Source organism: Burkholderia sp. AU33803, from assembly GCF_002223095.1.
Lineage (GTDB): Bacteria > Pseudomonadota > Gammaproteobacteria > Burkholderiales > Burkholderiaceae > Burkholderia.
This window is the reverse complement of record NZ_NKFJ01000004.1, coordinates 210,974-230,827: the sequence shown is the minus strand read 5'-3', so window position 1 is coordinate 230,827 and position 19,854 is coordinate 210,974. Positions and strand designations below refer to the sequence as shown.

The window sequence follows — 19,854 nt, the reverse complement described above, 5'->3', positions numbered from 1 at the left end:
GCGTGCAGCACCCGCCAAAAAACAAATGTGCCCGGAGGGCCGCGAAGCCCGCCAGGCGTGGAGTCGATCCGGCCATCCGGAAGGAAAGACAGACCGCTTGTCAGCCAACCCGTCAGCCGCGCCGCGCGCGGGTTGCGCGCGGCGTGCGGCACCGGGGCAACCCGGCTTAGTCCTTCTTCACTTCCTTGAACTCGGCGTCGACGACATCGTCGGCAGCCTGCTGTGCCCCGCCCGCGTGGGCCGCGCCTTCCGCTGCACCCGCTGCGCCGGCCGCCCCTGCTTGCTGGGCCTGCATGTCGGCGTACATCTTTTCGCCGAGCTTCTGCGACACCTTGCCGAGCTCCTCGACCTTCGCGTCGATCGCAGCCTTGTCGGCCGACGTGTCCTTCAGCACTTCCTCTAGCGACTTCAGCGACGCTTCGATGGCTTCCTTCTCGCCCGCGTCCAGCTTGTCGCCGTACTCGGTCAGCGCCTTCTTCGTGCTGTGGACCAGCGCGTCGCCCTGGTTGCGCGAATCAGCCAGCTCGCGCAGCTTGTGATCTTCCGCTGCGTTCGCTTCCGCGTCCTTGATCATCTGGTCGATTTCAGCCTCGGACAGACCCGAGTTCGCCTTGATCGTGATCTTGTTTTCCTTGCCGGTCGCCTTGTCCTTCGCGCCGACGTGCAGGATGCCGTTCGCGTCGATGTCGAAGGTCACTTCGATCTGCGGCACGCCGCGCGGTGCCGGCGGGATGCCTTCGAGGTTGAACTCGCCGAGCAGCTTGTTGCCGGCTGCCATTTCGCGTTCGCCCTGGAACACCTTGATCGTCACGGCGCCCTGGTTGTCGTCCGCCGTCGAGTACACCTGAGCGTGCTTCGTCGGGATCGTCGTGTTCTTGCTGATCATCTTCGTCATCACGCCGCCGAGCGTCTCGATGCCGAGCGACAGCGGGGTCACGTCGAGCAGCAGCACGTCCTTGCGGTCGCCCGACAGGACCTGGCCCTGGATCGCCGCGCCGACTGCGACGGCTTCGTCCGGGTTCACGTCACGGCGCGGATCCTTGCCGAAGAATTCCTTCACCTTCTCGAGCACCTTCGGCATGCGCGTCTGGCCGCCGACCAGGATCACGTCGTCGATGTCCGACACCTTGACGCCTGCGTCCTTGATCGCGATACGGCACGGTTCGATCGTGCGCTCGACGAGGTCTTCCACCAGCGCTTCCAGCTTCGCGCGGGTGATCTTCAGGTTCAAGTGCTTCGGGCCCGATGCGTCAGCCGTGATGTACGGCAGGTTGATTTCGGTCTGCTGGCTCGACGACAGCTCGATCTTCGCCTTTTCAGCGGCTTCCTTCAGGCGCTGCAGCGCGAGCACGTCCTTCGACAGGTCGACGCCCTGCTCCTTCTTGAACTCGCCGATGATGTAATCGATGATGCGCTGGTCGAAGTCTTCGCCGCCGAGGAACGTGTCGCCGTTGGTCGACAGCACTTCGAACTGCATTTCGCCGTCGACGTCCGCGATTTCGATGATCGACACGTCGAACGTACCGCCGCCGAGGTCATACACGGCGATCTTGCGGTCGCCCTTCTCGGCCTTGTCGAGGCCGAACGCGAGCGCAGCCGCGGTCGGCTCGTTGATGATCCGCTTGACTTCGAGGCCCGCGATGCGCCCGGCATCCTTGGTTGCCTGGCGCTGGCTGTCGTTGAAGTACGCCGGCACCGTGATCACGGCTTCCGTGACCGGCTCGCCGAGGTAGTCTTCGGCCGTCTTCTTCATCTTGCGCAGCACTTCCGCCGACACTTGCGGCGGCGCGAGCTTCTCGCCGTGTGCCTCGACCCATGCATCGCCGTTGTCGGCCTTGATGATGGCGTACGGCATCAGGCCGATGTCCTTCTGGACTTCCTTCTCTTCGAAGCGGCGGCCGATCAGGCGCTTCACGGCGAACAGCGTGTTCTTCGGGTTGGTCACCGACTGGCGCTTGGCCGGTGCGCCGACCAGCACTTCGTTGTCGTCCATGTAGGCGATGATCGACGGCGTGGTGCGCGTGCCTTCCGAGTTCTCGATGACCTTGACCTGGTTGCCTTCCATGATGGCGACGCACGAGTTCGTGGTGCCGAGGTCAATACCGATGATCTTTCCCATTTTTCCTAATCTCCAGAAATGCTTGTTTGCTGCGCAAAAACCTGCGTTTTGGGGCGGTTTTGCGCGCCAGAATTCAACTCTGTTCCCGAAATGCGTCCGTCCGGTTCGTTTTCAAGACCCGACGTGCGATGCGGATATTAAATTTTTTCAATCGCCGCCGGCTAGCGGATCGCCGCCCCGCGGATTGCCACCTGCTGCCGCGACTTTCGCGCGCGCCGCCGACACCGCTGCCTGGAACTGCGCGAGGCCATGCCAGCCGGTCGCGCGGCCGAGCCGCCTGCCGCGGTGGAAGAAGAACCACGTCGGCACGCCGTGCAGCCCGAAGCGGCGCCCCAGCTGAGGGTGTTCGTACACGTTGCAATGGAACCACTTCAGGTCCAGCGCGCGGATCGCGTCGGGCTGGGCGAGCATCGCCTTTTTCGCGATCTCGCAGTTGAAGCAGTCGACGCCCCAGAAGAACACCACCGCGAGCGCATCGCCCGCGCCGTCGAGCGCCGCGTCGAACGTGCCGGCGTCCAGCGCCTGCATGTCGAACGCGTCGAACGCGGCCGGATCGACGCCGGCAGGCAGCATCGCGACGGCCTTACTTCGGCTGCGCGACGGTGACGAGCGCCGGACGCAGCACGCGGTCGGCGATCATGTAGCCCTTTTGCAGCACGGTGACGACGGTATTCGGCTCCTGGTCGGCCGGCACCATCGAAATGGCCTGGTGCTGGTGCGGATCGAACTTCTCGCCGACCGGGTTCAGCGCGACGACGCGGCCCTTCTCGAGCGCGCTCGTCAGCTGGCGCAGCGTCAGTTCGACGCCCTCGCGCACCTTCGCGATGTCGCCGGACGTATCGTTGACGGCCGCTTCCAGGCTGTCCAGCACGGGCAGCAGGTGCTCCGCAAAGCTCTCGATCGCGAACTTGTGCGCCTTCGAGACGTCGTCCTGCGCGCGGCGGCGGACGTTCTCGGTTTCGGCCTTCGCCCGCAGGAAGCTCTCCTGCAGCTCGGCGACCTTGGCTTGAGCCTCCGCGAGCGCCGTGTCGGCTGCTTCGGCGGCGGGAGCGGCGCCTTGCGCCGCCTGCTTCTCGCTGCCGATCTCTTCGGCCGATTGGGATGCCGGGTTCTCTTGCGTGTTTTCCATGTCGCTGAAAGTCGATTAGAGGTTGAAGCCAAATCGGCAACCGCCGGACCGTATATCCGGTGGCACCGCACATTGCTGGTGCAAATAAGGGTGAAAACGACGATTTCAAGAGGGTTATTCGCCGGCATTCTCCAATACCGCGAAACAACCGCGCGTCACGCCGGGGCATCGGCCGCATAGTCCGCCAGATCGGGCGAAACGGCCGGTAACAACGCTTACCTGGCAAGTACTAGCTTGGCACAGGCCCGCTGCACTACACTCCACTCAAGCGTCGGAAAAGCGTGTTTACCCCTAGCTGACTGACGCCTGACATCCACCTGGCGCCGTTTTCACCCTTCTTCCCGAGGGGAGTACCATGAAACTGACGTTTGCGATCTCGGTGGTCGCGCTGGTACTCATTGCCGGCACCACCACCATCTGCCTGTCGGGAGCCGTCACCGACCGCACGACCGAATACGGAAGCGCGCGGGCGACGTTCGACCAGATGTTCAGCTCCCACCAGAAAATCTGTCGATGATGCGCCGGTCGCGCTTCGTCGGCCGGCCGTGCAATTCGGCTGCCGGCTCGCGATACGTGCGGCGCCGCTCCAGTTCGGCGAGCCGCGCGGCCCGCCCTGCTTCCGTCTCCGCGTAGAGCGTCTGCGCGACGCTCGCCGGCCCGCGCACGTCGCACACGCCGAGCACGGCAATGTGCCAGACGATGCCGTCGATCGCAATCTCGACCTCGTCGCCCACGCGCACTTCCTTCGCCGGCTTGACCGCCGCGCCGCCAATCTTCACGTGCCCCTTGTCGACCGCATCGGTCGCGAGCGAGCGCGTCTTGAAGAACCGGGCCGCCCACAGCCATTTGTCGACGCGCAGCTTCGCGCCCGGTTCGGTCGAAATCTTGTAATTCATCGCGCTCAACTCACCGTTTCGGGCTGCGCGGCCCTGACCGGCCAGCCCTGCAGATTCTCGGCAACGATCTCGCCGAGCGCACCGATCCACGCGGATGCGCCATTCAGGCACGGAATCCGGTGGAACGCCTTGCCGCCGCCGGCGAGGAACTCGTCACGCACTTCCATGCCGATCTCCTCGATCGTCTCCAGGCAGTCGGCCGTGAAACCGGGACAGAACACGTCGGCCCGCCGCACGCCGGCCTCGCCGAACTCGCGCAGCGTCGGCGCGGTGTAAGGCTGCAGCCATTCGGCCTTGCCGAATCGCGACTGGAACGTGACGCGGCATTCGGTGGTCGACAGCCCGAGCGCGGCCATCAGCAGCGCGCCCGTCTGCTGGCACTGGTCGTGATAGGGATCGCCGAGATCGAGCGTGCGCTTCGGCACGCCGTGAAAGCTCAGCACGAGCTTGTCGCCGGCCGCGAAGTCGGGCCGGCCGTGCTGCGCCCAATACTGACGCACCTGCTCGGCCAGCGCGTGGATATAGGCCGGATGGTCGGCGTAGTGACGCACCGTGCGCACCTCGGGCTGGTTGCGCATGCGCGCGAGCGCGTCGAAGGCGGCATCGAACGCCGTGGCCGTGGTCGACGCCGAGTACTGCGGATACATCGGCATCAGCAGCACGCGCTCGACGCCCGCCCGCTTGAACTGCGCGAGCGCGTGCGAGATGTTCGGGCTGCCGTAGCGCATCGCGTAGTCGACCTGCACGTGATAGCCGTTCGACACGAGCAGGTGCCGCACGCTGTCAGTCTGGCGCTCGGTGTACACGCGCAGCGGCGAGCCCTCGGGCATCCAGACGGCCGCGTACTTCTTCGCGGACGCACGGCCGCGCAGCGGCAGGATCACCGCGCGCAGCAGCACCTGCCAGACGGCCTGCGGAATCTCGACGACCCGCGGATCCGACAGGAATTCGGCCAGGTAGCGCCGCACCGCGCGCGGTGTCGGGGCGTCGGGCGTGCCGAGATTGATCAGCAACACACCGATGCGATGGGCAGCCGCGGTGGTCGAGGGCGGCTCAAGATCGAAACGCATGGGCAATGACGTGCTCGGGGCACGGAACCGGACGGCTCTCAATTATAGCGGCCCGCTCCGCGCCGGTCGGCTGGCCGTTCGGCCGACTACCGGCACACGCGGCGCCGCGGCACGATGACGGGGCAGGATCGGGCAGGCGACGCCAGGCTACTGCTGGCTCAGCGTGAGCGACAGCAGGCGCGCGGTGATGTCGACGATCGGTATCACACGGTTGTACGCCATGCGGGTCGGGCCGATCACGCCGAGCGTGCCGACGATCTGCCCGTTCACCTCGTAAGGCGCGGTGACGACGCTCATTTCCTCGATCGGCACGAGCGTCGATTCGCCGCCAATGAAGATCTGCACGCCCTGGGCGTGGCTCGACACGTCGAGCAGTTGCAGGAGGCCCGTCTTTTGGTCGAATACGTCGAACAGCTTGCGCAGCCGCGCCATGTCGGACGAGAGATCCGCCACTTCGAGCAGGTTGCGCTCGCCGGAAATCAGCACGGTGTCCTCGGTGTCCGGCACCTCGGTGCTGGCCGTCACGGCGGCATGCATCAGCGCGGTCATGTCGCCGCGCAACTGGTCGATCTCGTCGCGCAGGCGGCGGCGCACCTCGTCGAACGACAGGCCGGCGAAGTGCGCGTTGATGTAGTTGGACGCCTCGGTCAGTTGCGACGGCGAGTAATCGCGCGGCGTCGCGAGCATCCGGTTCTGCACGTCGCCCTCGGGCGTGACGATGATCAGCAGGATGCGCTTGTCCGACAGGCGCATGAACTCGATCTGCTTGAACACGTGGCTGCGGCGCGGCGTCAGCACCACGCCCGCGAACTGCGACAGGTTCGACAGCACGCTCGCGGCGGCCGCCACGACCCGCTGCTGCGGCTCGCCGGCCTGCAGCGTGTTCTGCACCTGCCGCGCGACGGCTTCGGCGTCGATCGGCGCCTCGACCGTCAGCATGGTGTCGACGAACAGCCGGTAGCCGCGCGGCGTCGGCACGCGGCCGGCCGACGTGTGCGGGCTCGACACGAGGCCGAGCTCCTCCAGGTCGGACATCACGTTGCGGATCGTCGCCGGGCTCAGCTCGAGCCCGGAGTAACGGGACAACGTGCGCGATCCGACTGGCTGACCGTCGGCGATATACCGTTCGATCAGGGTTTTCAGGAGGGTTCGTGCGCGAGGATCTAGCATGGTGGAAAATTTTAGCGCAACCACGCGACCGCGGCGAGTGGCGTCGGCTGCCGTTGCGCGGGCCGGCCCGATCCGGCCCCGCCCGCGCACAGCCGGTTCTTTTCGTCAACGAGCTATGGTGTAATGCCGGCATGAAAACCGGTAATCAGTTCAACACTGTCGCGCTCGTCGGCCGGAGCAACACGCCGAACATCGCCGAGCCGCTCGCCACGCTGGCCGCCTGCGTCGCCAAGCGGGGCTTCGAGGTCGTCTTCGAAGCCGAGACCGCGCGCGAGATCGGCATCACCGGCTACCCGGCGCTGACCCCGGCCGAAATCGGGGCGCGCGCCGATGTGGCGGTCGTGCTGGGCGGCGACGGCACGATGCTCGGCATCGGCCGTCAGCTCGCGCCGTACAGGACACCGTTGATCGGGATCAACCACGGGCGGCTCGGCTTCATCACCGATATCGCGGCGGCCGACATGCAGGCGCTCGTCCCGGTGATCCTGTCGGGCAAGTTCGAACGCGAGGAGCGCGCGCTGCTCGAGGCCCGGATCATGCGCGACGGCGAACCGATCTACCACGCGCTCGCCTTCAACGACGTCGTCGTGAACCGCAGCGGCTTCTCCGGGATGGTCGAGCTGCGCGCCTCGGTCGACGGCCGGTACATGTACAACCAGCGTTCGGACGGCCTGATCGTCGCCACGCCGACCGGCTCGACCGCTTACGCACTGTCGTCGGCCGGCCCGATCCTCCATCCGCAGCTGGCGGGCATCGTGCTCGTACCGATCGCGCCGCACGCGCTGTCGAACCGGCCGATCGTGCTGCCCGACGATTCGAAAATCGCGATCCAGATCGTCGGCGGGCGCGACGTCAACGTGAACTTCGACATGCAGTCGTTCACCGCGCTCGAACTGAACGACACGATCGAGGTGCGCCGCTCGAAGCACACGGTGCCGTTCCTGCACCCGATCGGCTACAGTTACTACGCAACGCTGCGCAAGAAGCTGCACTGGAACGAACACGCCTCGAACGAAGACGACAAGGCGTCCTGACGCCGCTCTGCCCGACATCATGCTCCGCCACCTCTCGATCCGCGACTTCGTCATCGTCGCCGCGCTCGATCTCGAATTCGACAGCGGCTTTTCCGTCTTTTCCGGTGAAACCGGCGCCGGGAAATCGATCCTGATCGACGCCCTCGCCCTCGCGCTCGGCGAACGTGCCGACGCGAGCGTCGTGCGCACCGGCTGCAGCCGCGCCGACATCACCGCCGAATTCACGCCGCACGACCGCGTCGCGCGCTGGCTCGACGAACACGCGTTCGACACCGAGGACACCGTGATGCTGCGCCGCGTGATCGATGCGAACGGCCGGTCGCGCGCGTTCATCAACGGCACCAGCGCGACGCTCGCGCAGCTGCGCGAGCTCGGCGAAATGCTCGTCGACATCCACGGCCAGCATGCGCACCAGCTGCTGATGCGGCCCGATGCGCAGCGCGAGCTGTTCGATACGCACGCGGGGCTCGTCGCCGAGGCCGCGAACGTCGCGCGCGCATGGCGCGTGTGGCGCGACGCGACGCAGGCGATCGACGCTGCAAAAGCGCACGAGCGCGAGCTGCAGCTCGAACGCGAAAAGCTCGCCTGGCAGCTCGCCGAACTCGACAAGCTCGCGCCGCAGCCCGGCGAATGGGACGAAGTCAGCAACGAGCACAAGCGCCTGTCGCATTCGGCGAACCTGATCGAAGGCGTGCGCGGTGCGCTCAACGCGCTGTCCGAATCCGACGACGCGATGCTCGCGCAGCTGGGCGCGATCGTGTCGAAGCTGCGCAGCCTCGCCGACTACGACACTTCGCTCAGCGACGCGCTCGCGTCGCTCGAACCGGCCGAGATCCAGTTGCAGGAAGCCGTCTATTCGCTGCAGCACTATGCGCAGCGCGTCGATCTCGATCCAGAACGGCTCGCGCAGGTCGAAACGCGTCTCGATGCGCTGCACTCGACCGCCCGCAAGTTCCGCTTGCCGCCCGACACGCTGCACGAAGAACACGCGGCACGCCGCGCGCAGCTCGCCGCACTCGATGCGGCGGCCGATCTCGGCGCGCTCGTGGCGGCGCAGGCCAAGGCGCGGGAAGCCTATCTCGCCGACGCCAAACACCTCTCCAAGGCACGCGCGCAGGCCGCCAAGGCGCTCGGCACGGCCGTCACGGCCGGCATGCAGGAACTGTCGATGGCGGGCGGGAGCTTCGAAGTCGCGCTCGTGCCGCTCGCAGACGGCGGCCCGCACGGGCTCGAGCAGGTCGAATTCCGGGTCGCCGGGCACCCCGGCGTGCCGCTGCGGCCGCTTGCGAAGGTGGCGTCGGGCGGCGAGCTCGCGCGGATCAGCCTCGCGCTCGCGGTGATCGCCAGCGCGGCAAGCCCCACGCCGACGCTGATCTTCGACGAAGTCGATACGGGGATCGGCGGCGGCGTCGCCGAAGTGGTCGGCCGCCTGCTGCACCAGCTCGGGCGCGATCGCCAGGTGCTGTGCGTGACGCACCTGCCGCAGGTCGCCGCGCGCGGTGATCACCACTACCAGGTCGCAAAAGGCGCCGACGACCGTGGCGGCACGGTGTCGACCGTCGTCGCGCTCGACCGCGCCAACCGCATCGAGGAAGTCGCGCGGATGCTCGGCGGGCTCGAGATCACGGCGACCACGCGCAAGCACGCGAAGGAAATGCTCGCCGCATAAGGCACCGGATACGCGAAACAGCACGCTCAGCCAACGTGAAAACGAAAAAAGGCCGTTCCGGGTAATACCGGAGCGGCCTTTTGATAGGTACCGACTTGTCCGACGCGCTTCGCGGCACGACGAACTTACCGGATGGCACCAGATCGAACGGCGCGCGGCACACGCCAGCGCGGTCGCCCGCGCCGGCACCTCGCCGTGCCTACTTGCCCTTGCACGCCGCATGCATGTTCGCGACACCCTTCTCGCGCCATGCGCCCCACTCACCGCCCGTCCCCGGCACATCGCCGAGCACCCACCAGCCGTTGAGCCAGGTCTTGCCGGCGTGGCTGACCTCGTGGCACGGCGTCGCGTAGGTCTTCTTCTTGTCCCAGGCCGGCGCGCCCGTGGCCACGTCGGCACGCACCGTCACGCCATGCGTCGCCACCGCACTGCGGTTCTGCGCATCCGTCACGGTCAGCTTCACGTCGTAGCGCTGCGCCTGCGTCGCCTTCGGCGCGACGAACGATGCATTCGCACCCTGCTGGTCGATCGCGATTCCTGCCGGCGCGGTCCACACATACTTCAGCCCCTTGCCGGTCGACGCCGCGCCGGACAACGCGACGGTCGCGCCACCGTCGACCGTCGCCGGCCCGCTGATCGCGGCCCGCGGCGGCGGGACGATTTCCTGCGCCTTCACCTTGACGACATGCGACGCCTGCGCCGTGTAGCCCTTGTCATTGGTCACGGTCAAATCGAAGGCGTAATCGCGGTCCCGTTCGAGCGCGGGGGCAACGAACTTCAGTTCCGCGCCGTTCGGTTTCGCATCGATGCCGGCCGGGGCCGTCCACGCATGGCGCAACTGCTCGCCGACCGACGACGCGCCCGACAACACGACCGTCGCGCCCGCGTTCGCCTGTTGCGGGCCGATGACGGCCGCTTGCGGCAGCAGCACCCCGTCGTTCTTCACCTCGACCACCGCGCCGTTCGGCCCGACCGACGTGACGGTGACGATCTTGCCCGACAGCGTGTCGTGCAACGCATGACCCGGCATCAGCGGCGCGTCCTTCATTCCCTGCGCACTGCCCGGCGTCGCATCGACCAGCGTATTGGCCAGCACATTGCCGGCTTGTGCGACGGTTCGCACGATCACGCCATTGACGAACGGGTCGTCGGACTTCCAGTTGTCGAAGCCGGGTTGCGGCTGGCGAAACTCGAGCCACAGCGTCGAGCCGTCGGCGCGCGCCAGACGGTACGCCTTCGCACCCGACGCTTTGCCCCACAGCGGCGCGAGTTGGTACGTGCCCTCGCCCTTGATCTCGGGTACGTCGGCTTCGGTCAGCCAGCCTCTGAACAACTGGTAGCTCGCCGGATACAAACGCCGGCCACCGCCGCCCATCGTGTCGGACGGATCGTCGACCCCGCCCTCGCGACACGCGCTGCCCACCTCGACCGTGCCGCCCGGCGTCGGGCAGTTGACGAGCGAGCCCGGATGCCGCGCGCCCAGGCTGTGACCGAATTCGTGGGACCACATCCAGTAACCCTGGCCGCTCGCGTTCGACAGGATCCAGTTGCCGGGCATCGCCGCCAGGCCGGCCCAGTCGCAGCTGCTCATTTTCGGCAGTTCGACGAACAGGTAGTCGAACTTGTCCGGGTTCACACCGCGGGCGAACGCCGCGCTGCGCGCGGCCGCGCGCAGCGCGCCGGAATCGCAGCTGGCCGGGCGATCGCCAAGGTTGACGCTGTCGAGCGTCTGACCGTGCAACGTCAGCTTGCCGTGGGACGCGACCTCGACATAACGCCGCAGCGACGAATAGTCGTCGCCGTCGCCGAACACCGCGTTGCGCACCACTTCGCTATCGGCCGGTTGGGAGTCGTTGAAGTGCGTGATCATCAGCAACGCCGACTTGTCGCCGAGCAGCGGGCGCTGCGACGGCGCGATCGAGGCGGACGACCGCCAGACCGACGCCGGCTGGCCGCGCAGGTTCTGCATCGCGACGCCGGCAGACCCTTCCCGCGGCGCCAGCACTTCGCCGGACCGGCCCGTGTTGACCCGGTACCGGTTGCCGAACGACACACGGCCGTCGATACCGATGTCGGCCCGCCAGTCGCGCATCGTCTGGTCGCCCTCGCTGCAGACGCCGACCGACACGCGGCCCATGCCGTTGTCGCCGGTGGCCGAATGCAGGCACATCTTCGTGCCGCGCGCCGCGCTCGCGCCGGCGTTGATGATGCGCTGGAAGCCGTCGCGCGGCTCGAAGGTCCAGTCCTGCGCGGCGCTGCCGTCGCATGCCGCGAACACGGCCGCGTTGTCGGCCGGCTGCCAGGCCAGGCACTGGCCATCGCCGCGCGACAGGTTCTTCAGCGGGGTGGAAGCCGTTTCCGCTGCACCAGCGGAAACGGAGAACAGTCCAGCGACGGCCGCGGACAGCGCCGTCGTGGCAAGAGAGTAGCGGATAGGTTTCAAGATGAGTTGAGATCGCTTGTGGCGCACACGGCACCGGTTGAACGGAAAGCCGGATTCTTCCGATACCCGCCCTTGCGCTCAAACAATCTCAAACGAATCTCAATGCAGGCCGCCGCGGCGCGCGCGGCATGCCGCGGTCAGATTCCGCCGAACACCCGCTCCCACAGCGCCGTCACGGCCGCCCGCTCGTCGGCCACCACGGCCGGATCGACCCGCGCCTTTTCCATCCCGTCGAGCCGCAGCTTGTGCTGCAGCTTCCGGTACTTGCGGTACGCCGCGCCGACGCGCTCGGCCTCGTCCTCGCTCATCAGCCCGAAACGCGCGACCTCGCGCAGCAACGCGATGTTGCCCGTGTTGCGGATCAGCTCGGCATCGCTCGACGCGTGCAGCAGCACCCAGTACTGGACGATGAACTCGATGTCGACCATCCCGCCGCGATCGTGCTTCAGGTCGAACAGCTCGGTCTGGTTCGGGTGGCCGGCGAACACCTTGCCGCGCATGTCGACGATTTCCTTCGCAAGCACGCCGCCGTCGCGCGGCGTCGTCAGCACCTGCTGGCGGATCGCCTCGAAGTCCGCGCCGATCTGCGCGTCGCCCGCGCTGTAGCGGGCCCGCGTCAGCGCCTGATGCTCCCAGACCCACGCGGTATTCGCGGCGTCGCCCTCGCGCAGCTGGTAGCGGCGGAACGCGTCGAGATCGGTGACGAGCAGCCCGGCCTCGCCGTTCGGCCGCAGCCGCAGGTCGATGTCGAACAGCGCGCCCGCCCCGGTCGCCGTGGTGAGCCACGTGATCAGGCGCCGCGTGAAGGTCGTGTAGACGTCCGCCGAGCGCTCGTCGGCGTCGTCGTACAGGAAGATCAGGTCGAGATCCGACGCGTAGCCGAGCTCCTTGCCGCCCAGCTTGCCGTATGCGATCACCGCGAACTTCGGCACGTCGCGATGGCGCTTCGCGAGCTGCGACCAGACGACTTCGATCGTCACGTCGAGCACCGCGTCGGCCAGCTCGGACAGCCGGTCGCTCACGTGCTCGACCGACAGTTGCCCGGCGAGATCGATCAGCAGGATCCGGAACACCTCCGCGTGCTGCGCGTGCCGCAGCAGGTCCATCTGTTGCTCCGGGCCGTCGGCCGCGGCGAGGCGTGCGCGCAGTGCGTCCTTGAACGCGGGCCAGTCGAACGGGCTCGCGATCGCCTCGTCGTCGAGCAGTTCGTCGAGCAGTTGCGGATGGCGAATCAGGTAGCCGCCGCCCCAGCGCGTCGCCCCGAGCACCGACAGCACGCGGTCGAGCGCGGCCGGATATTCGGTCAGCAGCGCGAGATAGACACCGCGCCGGCTGACCGTCTCGAGCAGGTCGAACAGGCGCACGATCGTATCGTCGCGGCGCGCGGCATCGATGTTCGGCGCGGCGTCGAGCGCCCGCTGCGCGACGCTGTCGAAGCGCTGCCGGCTCTTTTCCGGCAGGCCCGTGTAGCGCGACGACTGCCAGATCGCGCGCAGCCGGGCGAGCACGGTGGCCGGATCGGTAAAGCCGAGGCCGTCGAGACGCGCGACCAGCGCGTCGTCCTCGCCGTCGTCGGCCAGCGCGCCGCTCCAGATCCACGCGGCGGCCGTATCGTCGCCGGCCGCGCAGGGCGCGCCGCTCGCCTTGTCCGCAAAAATCTGGTCGAACTGCGCTTCGACGAACGTGCGGTGGCCGTCCAGCACCGTCATCAGCGCCGCATAGTCGGCGAAGCCCAGCGACGCGGCCAGTGCCGCGCGTTCGTCCGGCTCGACCGGCATCGCGTGCGTCTGCGCGTCGTTGCGGTACTGCAGACGGTGCTCGAGCGTGCGCAGGAAGTTGTAGGCCTCGGTCAGGCGCGCGCGCACATCCTCGCCGATCAGCCCGCGCGCCTGCGCATGGCGCAGCACGGCAAGCGTCGGCCGCACGCGGAATTCCGCATCCTGGCCGCCGCGGATCAGCTGGAACACCTGCGCACTGAATTCGATCTCGCGGATCCCGCCACGCCCAAGCTTGATGTCATCGGCCTTGTCGGGCCGCATCGACGCGCGGCGTGCGGCTTCCTGCCGGATCTGCTGGTGCAGCGAGCGGATCGCGCCGATCACGCCGAAGTCGAGGTAGCGGCGGTACACGAACGGCTTGACGAGCGACTCGAGTTGCGACGCCAGCCGTTGCGCCGCGTCGCTGTCGCCTTCCGACACGAGCCGCCCCTTGATCCACGCGTAGCGCTCCCACTCGCGCCCCTGTACGTAGAAATACTCCTCGAGCATGCCGAGGCTGCAGACGAGCGGCCCCGAATCGCCGTTCGGACGCAGCCGCATGTCGACGCGAAACACGTAGCCGTCGGCCGTGACTTCCGACAATACGCCGATCAGCCGCCGGCCGAGCCGCGTGAAATATTCCTGGGTGGACAGCGGCGAACGCGCGCCGCCGGTCGTCTCGCCGTCGTCCTCGTAGACGAAGATCAGGTCGATGTCCGACGACACGTTCAGCTCGCGGCCGCCGAGCTTGCCCATCCCGACCACGCCGAGCACGACGCGCTGGCCGTCGGCGCCGCGCGGCTCGCCGTACAGCGCCTCGAGCTCGGCCGACAGCAGCGCGAGCGAGCGCTGCACGGCCACTTCCGCGAGATCGGTCATCGCGCCCGTCACCTCGGCGACGTCCGCCAGCCCGCGCAGGTCGCGCTCCGCCACCGCGCCGAATGCCTCGGCACGCAGTTGCCGCAGCGCGCGCTTCAGGTGCTCCTCGGTCGGCGCGGCGCCGGCCGGCGTTGCCAGCAGTTCGGTGAGGCGTGCGTCGAGCTGCGCGCGACCGAGCGGCGCGGCCGCCCACGCGGCGACCTGGTCGGCGAGCGCGGGTCGCGCGGCGGCCGCGCGGGCCAGGTAACGGGAATAGGACGTGCAGATCAGGGCGGAAGCGTCGGTCATCGAGAAGCGGGCCTGGCGGAACGGCCGGCCGGCACGGGAACGCACGCGTGCCCCGCTCCCGACCGGCTCCATGGACTCGGCGCGGCGTCGCGGGGCGGGTGCGCCCGTCGCGAAACCGCGCGCCGGAAAGCCCGTGCCGCGCTGCCGCAACGGCGCCCGGCACGAACCCGTGTGATACATTTCAACGTCAGTCTGCAAAACTACCATATCGCCGCCCGTCCGCCGCATGTCCGACCGTCAGGAATCCGCCGTAGCTGCGCCCGAAGCGGGACCTCCGAAGCACGATCACCCGGTCTTGCGTCGCGTGTTCAGGGTGACGCTGGCAGTCGGGATCGGCACCTACTTCGTCGCGTCCGGCGCGTTCCTCGGGCTGCGCTACGTCCTGCTGCCCCGCATCGACGAATTCCGCCCGCGCATCGAACGCGCGGTGTCCGACAAGCTCCACGCGCAGCTTTCAATCGGCAAGCTTTCCCCGAACTGGTCCGGCATGCAGCCGGGCGTCGAACTCACGAACCTGACGATCCGCGGCCATGACGGCAAGGTCGCGCTGTCGGTACCGCATGCGACGGCCGCGCTGTCGTGGCTTTCGCTGCTGCGGCTGTCGCCCGCGCTGTCGAGCCTGATCGTCGACCAGCCCGACCTGGTCGTCGCGCGGGCGGCCGACGGCTCGCTGAGCATCGCGGGCGTCGGCGTGGCGACCACCCACGGCGGCAACGACACGTTCGGCACGTGGCTGCTGAAACAGGAAGCGATCGTGCTGCGCGGCGGTACGCTGCGCTGGCGCGACGCGCAGCATGACGCGCCGGAGCTCGTGCTGTCGGGCATCCGGCTCGCGGTGCTCAACGACGGCCGCGTACACAAGGCCGCGCTGCAGGCGCCCGCGAACGGCACGCTGCTGCTCGGTCCGCTCGACTTCCGCGCACGCTTCAAGCACAAGCCGCTCGCGCCGGTCGGCAAGCCGTCGAACTGGACGGGCGACGCGTACCTGTCGACGGGCCCGGTCGACCTGCAGACGCTGGCGCGCTACCTCGACATGCCGCTGACGATCCACGCGGGCCGGATCGACAACGCGATCTGGGCCACCTTCAGCGACGGCCACCTGCATTCGGCGGGCGGCGACCTGCAGGGCGCGGACGTCGCGCTGCGCGTGCGCCCGACGCAGCCGCGGCTCGATGTGCCGACGGTCGGCTTCGGCTGGGACATGCAGCTCAACGCCGGCCACGACTACACGCTGCACCTGACACGCTTCAACGCGGAGCTCGGCCAGCCGCCGCTGCCGGACGGCACGCCGCTTGCCCGCTCGCTCGCGCTGTCGACGCTGACGGCCCGCTACCGCGTGCCGACCGCGAACCAGGGGCAGTTGTTGAGCGTCGTCGGCGACCGCGTCGATCTCGGCATCCTCAGCGAATTCATCCGCGGGCTGCCGCTGCCGGCACGCCTGCGCAACGAACTGATCAAGATCGACCCGCGCGGAATGGTGTCGAACTATCACATCGAGGTCGAGCGCGCGAAACCCGCGCACGCGGACCTCGCCGACGAGGAGCGGCGCATGGGCGCCGCGCCGATCGTCCGCTACCGCTTCCTCGGCGACCTGCAGGGCATCAGCTTCGCGGCGCAGGAACCGCCCCCCGGGCTCTCGCCGCGCGGCCACCCGCGCGCCGGCTGGCCGGGTGTCGAAAACCTGTGGGGCCGCGTCGACGCGAACGAGACGGGCGGCTCCGCGCATTTCGACACGGTCAACGCGGCCGTCACGGTGCCCGGTGAATTCGACGAGCCGCGCCTGACGTTCGACCGGCTGCGCGGCAATGCGAAATGGACGATCACGCCCGCGCCCGGCGAGAAACACGCGCGCGTCGACGTCTCGCTGCCCGACCTGTTCGTGTCGAACCCCGATGCCGAAATCGCGGTGTCGGGCTCGTACGCGAACCCCGGCCACGGCCGCGGCTCGCTCGACCTGCGCGCCGATTTCGCCCGCGCGTCGGTGGCGCGCATCCCGCGCTACCTGCCGACCGGGATGTCCGAACACCTGCGCGACTATCTCGGCCACGCGCTGCAGGACGGCCAGGTGGCCAAGGGCGCGTCGATCGTCGCCCGTGGCCCGCTCGAGAAATTCCCGTTCGAACACGAGCCGGACGCCGGCGTGTTCCACATCGTCGCGCCGTTCACCGGCGGCCGCTTCGAACCGACGCCGTACCCGCCGCGCAAGCTCGCGAACGGCACGCCGAGCGTCTGGCCGGCGCTCGACGGGATCGACGGCGTATTCGAACTCGCGCAGAACAAGCTGCGCTTCGACATCCACCGCGCACACTACAAGCGCGTCGCGCTGACGAAGGTCGCCGGCCGCATCGACGATCTCGGCAATCCGACCCACTCGCCGCTCATCATCGACGGCCATGCGCAGGGCCCGCTCGCCGACCTGATCGACTACGCGGACAACAGCTCGCTCGGCACGATGAGCGGACATATCGGCCAGCGGATCGACGCGCAGGGGCCCGCGTCGCTCGGGCTCAAGATCACGATTCCGCAGCACGTCGCGCATCCGCACACGCACGTCGAAGGCGCGCTCGCATTCGGCGGCAACACGCTGACGACCAGCGGCGTGCCGCCGCTGTCCGCACTGCACGGCAGCGTCCGGTTCACCGAGGCCGGCGCGTCGCTGCACGAACTCTCGGGGCGCTTCCTCGGCGGCCCGGTGCGCGCGAACGGCAACTTCCAGTCGCACGGGCCGTACACGGTGGACGTCGACGGGCGGCTCGCGCTCGACGCCGCACGCGGCCTGAACCTGCACGGCCCGGCCGCCGCGCTGCTCGAGCACGTGGTCGGCGACGCGCCGTACAAAGTCGCCGTGCGCGGCGCGCCGGGCCGCCTGCCCGACATCAGCGCGCATTCCGACCTGACCGGCGTCGCGCTGAATTTCCCCGCGCCGTTCGCGAAGGCGGCCGGCACGCCGATGCCGTTCAGCTTCACGCTGCAGCCGGCGCCGCAGACGGACGGCAAGCGCCTCGAGCACGCCGACCTGACGCTCGGCCCCGTGTCCGCGACCTACCTGCTCGACGCGACGCGCGGCCAGCCGCTGCGCGCGGTGCGCGGCGCGATGGGCATCCACCGGATGCCCGACATGCCGCAGGACGGCGTGAGCGCGGCCGTCGACGTCAACGAACTGGACGCCGACGCCTGGCTCGCGCTGGCCCATACGCTGAAGCCCGACACGCCGCGCGCGGCGGAGCCGCAGGCCGCGCCGCGCGTCGATTTCGCAAGCTTCGCGCCGAAGCGTTTCGCGCTCCACTTCGGCACGCTGAAGCTGCTCAAGCGCAACTGGGAAAACGTGATCATCGGCGCGTCGCACGTCGACGAGCTGTGGCAGGCGAACATCGCGTCGAACCAGGTGTCGGGCTACCTGTCGTGGGCGCCGGGCGGCGGCCACAACGGCGCGGGCGTGTTGAACGCGCGGCTCGCGAAGCTCGTGATCCCGGACAGCGCACAGCACGATCTCGTCGGCCGCGCGATGAACCTGCCGACGCCGACCGACCGCCCGATGCCGTCGATCGACCTGATCGTCGACCAGGTCGTCGCGCGCAACCACGACATCGGCCGCCTCGTCGTCAACGCGCGCAATATCGACGAAGCCGGCACGCCGGTCTGGCAGCTCGACAAGCTGGAGCTGTCGAACCCGGACGCGAAGCTGACGGCGACCGGCAACTGGCGCACGTCGCGCCGCGCGCTTGCCCGCGGCGCCGACGAGAGCGACGCACCGCGCCGCACCGTGTTCGACTTCAAGCTCGACATCGGCAACGCGGGCGCGCTGCTCGACCGCGTCGGCCTGCCGCGCACGCTGGCGGCCGGCCACGGCTCGGTGACCGGCAAGGTCGGCTGGCGCGGCGGCCCGACCGGGCTCGACTTCCCGTCGCTCGGCGGCCAGATCGCGATCGATCTCGAACACGGCCAGATCCTGAAGGTCGACCCGGGCGCGGCGAAGCTGCTCGGCGTGCTGAGCCTGCAGAGCCTCGCGCGCTTCCTGACGCTGAATTTCCGCGACGTGATCGGCAAGGGGCTGCCGTTCGACAAGATCACCGGCACCGGCCAGATCTCGAACGGGATCGCCCGCACCGACGACTTCTCGATGATGACGGGGCCCGCGAACGTCTCCGTGCGCGGCGCGGTCGATCTCGGCGCCGAGACGCAGGATCTGCATGCGCACGTCGCACCGAAGATCAGCGCGGGCGCCGCCGCGATCGGGGCAGCCATCATCAACCCGCTGCTCGGCGTCGGCGTGCTGGCCGCGAACTACGCGCTGTCGGAGACGCTGTCGCACGCGTTCGCGCTCGACTACGCGATCACCGGCTCGTGGGCGCACCCGCACATCGAGCGGGTGCGGGGCGATCAGGGTAAGATGAATCACGGTCCGGCCGATGCGGCGAATCACTGAGCCGCGAGTCGAATCGCGCGCGGTGCCGGGCCGCACCCCATTTATGACGCAACCGATCCTGCGATGACCGACCAGACCCGTTCCGCCACGCCCTTCCAGGTCGCCGCGCTGCAGATGGTGAGCACGCCGGACGTCGCGCGCAATCTCGCCGAAGCCCGCCGCCTGATCGCGGAAGCCGCCGGCGAAGGCGCGCAGCTCGTGCTGCTGCCCGAGTATTTCTGCTTCATGGGCCACCGCGACACCGACAAGCTCGCGCTCGCCGAACCCTACCAGGACGGCCCGATCCAGCGCTTCCTCGCGGAAGCCGCGCGTCGCCACGGCGTCTGGGTGATCGGCGGCACGCTGCCGCTGAAGGCGCCGGAACCCGATCGCGTGCTCAACACGACGCTCGTGTTCGATCCGTCCGGCAACGAAGCCGCGCGCTACGACAAGATCCACCTGTTCAACTTCGAGAAAGGCGACGAGTCGTTCGACGAGGCGCGCACGATCCGCGCGGGCGATACGGTCGTCGCGTTCGATGCGCCGTTCGGGCGGGTCGGCCTGTCGGTCTGTTACGATCTCCGCTTTCCGGAGCTGTATCGCAGGATGGGCGACTGCACGCTGATCGTCGTCCCGTCGGCGTTTACGTATACAACGGGCCGCGCGCACTGGGAAACGCTGCTGCGCGCACGGGCCGTCGAGAACCAGTGCTACGTGCTCGCGGCCGCGCAAGGCGGCAAGCACGAGAACGGCCGACGCACCTGGGGCCACAGCATGCTGATCGACCCGTGGGGCGAGATCGTCGCGGTCCGCGACGTGGGCGCCAGCGTCGTGCTCGGCGCGATCGATCCGCAGCGCATCGCGGACGTGCGCCAGAGCCTGCCCGCGTGGCGGCACCGCGTGCTGACCTGAATCCGCCGCGCCGCTTGAAACGCCGCGCGGCCAACCCATCTGCCCAGCAGCACCCGACAACTTTTTGAGAAACCCCGATATCC

General features: G+C 68.5%; 13 protein-coding genes. 5 read left to right on the top strand and 8 right to left on the bottom strand.

What is annotated here, in order from left to right; translation table 11 throughout:
- Window positions 1–166: 166 nt before the first annotated feature.
- The 3 genes from dnaK to grpE form a co-directional block, all read right to left on the bottom strand.
- Entirely contained in the window at window positions 167–2,119 is a 1,953-nt protein-coding gene (dnaK, locus tag CFB41_RS03445; protein ID WP_089439279.1) for a molecular chaperone DnaK, read from the bottom strand.
- Window positions 2,120–2,266: 147 nt separating this feature from the next.
- On the bottom strand, window positions 2,267–2,692 hold the full coding sequence (locus CFB41_RS03440; protein WP_089455620.1) for a thioredoxin family protein: 426 nt from the start codon (window positions 2,690–2,692) through the stop codon (window positions 2,267–2,269).
- A 10-nt stretch (window positions 2,693–2,702) separates the two neighbouring features.
- The gene (grpE, locus tag CFB41_RS03435) at window positions 2,703–3,248 is read right to left on the bottom strand and encodes a nucleotide exchange factor GrpE (RefSeq protein ID WP_089455619.1); all 546 of its coding nucleotides are present in this window, start codon (window positions 3,246–3,248) and stop codon (window positions 2,703–2,705) included.
- Between the two features lie 355 nt (window positions 3,249–3,603).
- Here grpE and CFB41_RS38045 point away from each other — a divergent pair, with 355 nt between their 5' ends.
- Window positions 3,604–3,765 (top strand): hypothetical protein, encoded by a 162-nt coding sequence (locus CFB41_RS38045; protein WP_006476841.1) that lies wholly within the window; start codon window positions 3,604–3,606, stop codon window positions 3,763–3,765.
- Here CFB41_RS38045 and CFB41_RS03425 read toward each other — a convergent pair.
- The 3 genes from CFB41_RS03425 to hrcA all read right to left on the bottom strand — a co-directional run bounded on the left by CFB41_RS03425 (window position 3,737) and on the right by hrcA (window position 6,384).
- Complete coding sequence (locus CFB41_RS03425) at window positions 3,737–4,144, bottom strand: RNA-binding S4 domain-containing protein (protein ID WP_089455618.1); 408 nt, start codon at window positions 4,142–4,144, stop codon at window positions 3,737–3,739. The two genes, CFB41_RS38045 and CFB41_RS03425, sit on opposite strands and share 29 nt — an antisense overlap.
- 5 nt (window positions 4,145–4,149) lie before the next feature.
- The gene (gene hemH / locus CFB41_RS03420) at window positions 4,150–5,214 is read right to left on the bottom strand and encodes a ferrochelatase (protein ID WP_089439277.1); all 1,065 of its coding nucleotides are present in this window, start codon (window positions 5,212–5,214) and stop codon (window positions 4,150–4,152) included.
- A gap of 147 nt (window positions 5,215–5,361) precedes the next feature.
- Window positions 5,362–6,384 carry a heat-inducible transcriptional repressor HrcA gene (gene hrcA, locus CFB41_RS03415; RefSeq protein WP_031399637.1) on the bottom strand — a complete coding sequence of 341 codons (1,023 nt, stop codon included), beginning with the start codon at window positions 6,382–6,384 and terminating at the stop codon, window positions 5,362–5,364.
- Between the two features lie 131 nt (window positions 6,385–6,515).
- Between hrcA and CFB41_RS03410 the strand changes: the two genes are divergently transcribed.
- Together CFB41_RS03410 and recN are read left to right on the top strand one after the other, a co-directional pair.
- Window positions 6,516–7,418: an NAD kinase gene (locus CFB41_RS03410; protein WP_039361361.1), complete on the top strand. Its 903-nt coding sequence runs from the start codon at window positions 6,516–6,518 to the stop codon at window positions 7,416–7,418.
- A 19-nt stretch (window positions 7,419–7,437) separates the two neighbouring features.
- Entirely contained in the window at window positions 7,438–9,087 is a 1,650-nt protein-coding gene (gene recN, locus CFB41_RS03405; protein ID WP_089455617.1) for a DNA repair protein RecN, read from the top strand.
- 199 nt (window positions 9,088–9,286) lie between these two features.
- Here recN and CFB41_RS03400 read toward each other — a convergent pair whose 3' ends face one another.
- A complete protein-coding gene (locus CFB41_RS03400; RefSeq protein ID WP_256940835.1) occupies window positions 9,287–11,530 on the bottom strand; it encodes a carbohydrate-binding protein in 2,244 nt (747 codons plus the stop codon).
- A gap of 137 nt (window positions 11,531–11,667) precedes the next feature.
- Complete coding sequence (gene glnE / locus CFB41_RS03395; protein WP_089456545.1) at window positions 11,668–14,454, bottom strand: bifunctional [glutamate--ammonia ligase]-adenylyl-L-tyrosine phosphorylase/[glutamate--ammonia-ligase] adenylyltransferase; 2,787 nt, start codon at window positions 14,452–14,454, stop codon at window positions 11,668–11,670.
- A gap of 226 nt (window positions 14,455–14,680) precedes the next feature.
- On the opposite strand from glnE, the gene CFB41_RS03390 reads away from it, so the two are divergent.
- Window positions 14,681–18,880, top strand: a complete 4,200-nt coding sequence (locus CFB41_RS03390) for a YhdP family protein (RefSeq protein ID WP_089455616.1) — start codon at window positions 14,681–14,683, stop codon at window positions 18,878–18,880.
- A 63-nt stretch (window positions 18,881–18,943) separates the two neighbouring features.
- On the top strand, window positions 18,944–19,771 hold the full coding sequence (locus CFB41_RS03385) for a carbon-nitrogen hydrolase family protein (protein ID WP_089455615.1): 828 nt from the start codon (window positions 18,944–18,946) through the stop codon (window positions 19,769–19,771).
- Window positions 19,772–19,854 lie beyond the last annotated feature (83 nt).

Coding starts and splice junctions, on each gene's coding strand:
- dnaK (WP_089439279.1), bottom strand. CDS start 2,119: ATGGGAAAGATCATCGGTATTGACCTCGGCACCACGAACTCGTGCGTC.
- CFB41_RS03440 (WP_089455620.1), bottom strand. CDS start 2,692: ATGCTGCCTGCCGGCGTCGATCCGGCCGCGTTCGACGCGTTCGACATG.
- grpE (WP_089455619.1), bottom strand. CDS start 3,248: ATGGAAAACACGCAAGAGAACCCGGCATCCCAATCGGCCGAAGAGATC.
- CFB41_RS38045 (WP_006476841.1), top strand. CDS start 3,604: ATGAAACTGACGTTTGCGATCTCGGTGGTCGCGCTGGTACTCATTGCC.
- CFB41_RS03425 (WP_089455618.1), bottom strand. CDS start 4,144: ATGAATTACAAGATTTCGACCGAACCGGGCGCGAAGCTGCGCGTCGAC.
- hemH (WP_089439277.1), bottom strand. CDS start 5,214: ATGCGTTTCGATCTTGAGCCGCCCTCGACCACCGCGGCTGCCCATCGC.
- hrcA (WP_031399637.1), bottom strand. CDS start 6,384: ATGCTAGATCCTCGCGCACGAACCCTCCTGAAAACCCTGATCGAACGG.
- CFB41_RS03410 (WP_039361361.1), top strand. CDS start 6,516: ATGAAAACCGGTAATCAGTTCAACACTGTCGCGCTCGTCGGCCGGAGC.
- recN (WP_089455617.1), top strand. CDS start 7,438: ATGCTCCGCCACCTCTCGATCCGCGACTTCGTCATCGTCGCCGCGCTC.
- glnE (WP_089456545.1), bottom strand. CDS start 14,454: ATGACCGACGCTTCCGCCCTGATCTGCACGTCCTATTCCCGTTACCTG.
- CFB41_RS03390 (WP_089455616.1), top strand. CDS start 14,681: ATGTCCGACCGTCAGGAATCCGCCGTAGCTGCGCCCGAAGCGGGACCT.
- CFB41_RS03385 (WP_089455615.1), top strand. CDS start 18,944: ATGACCGACCAGACCCGTTCCGCCACGCCCTTCCAGGTCGCCGCGCTG.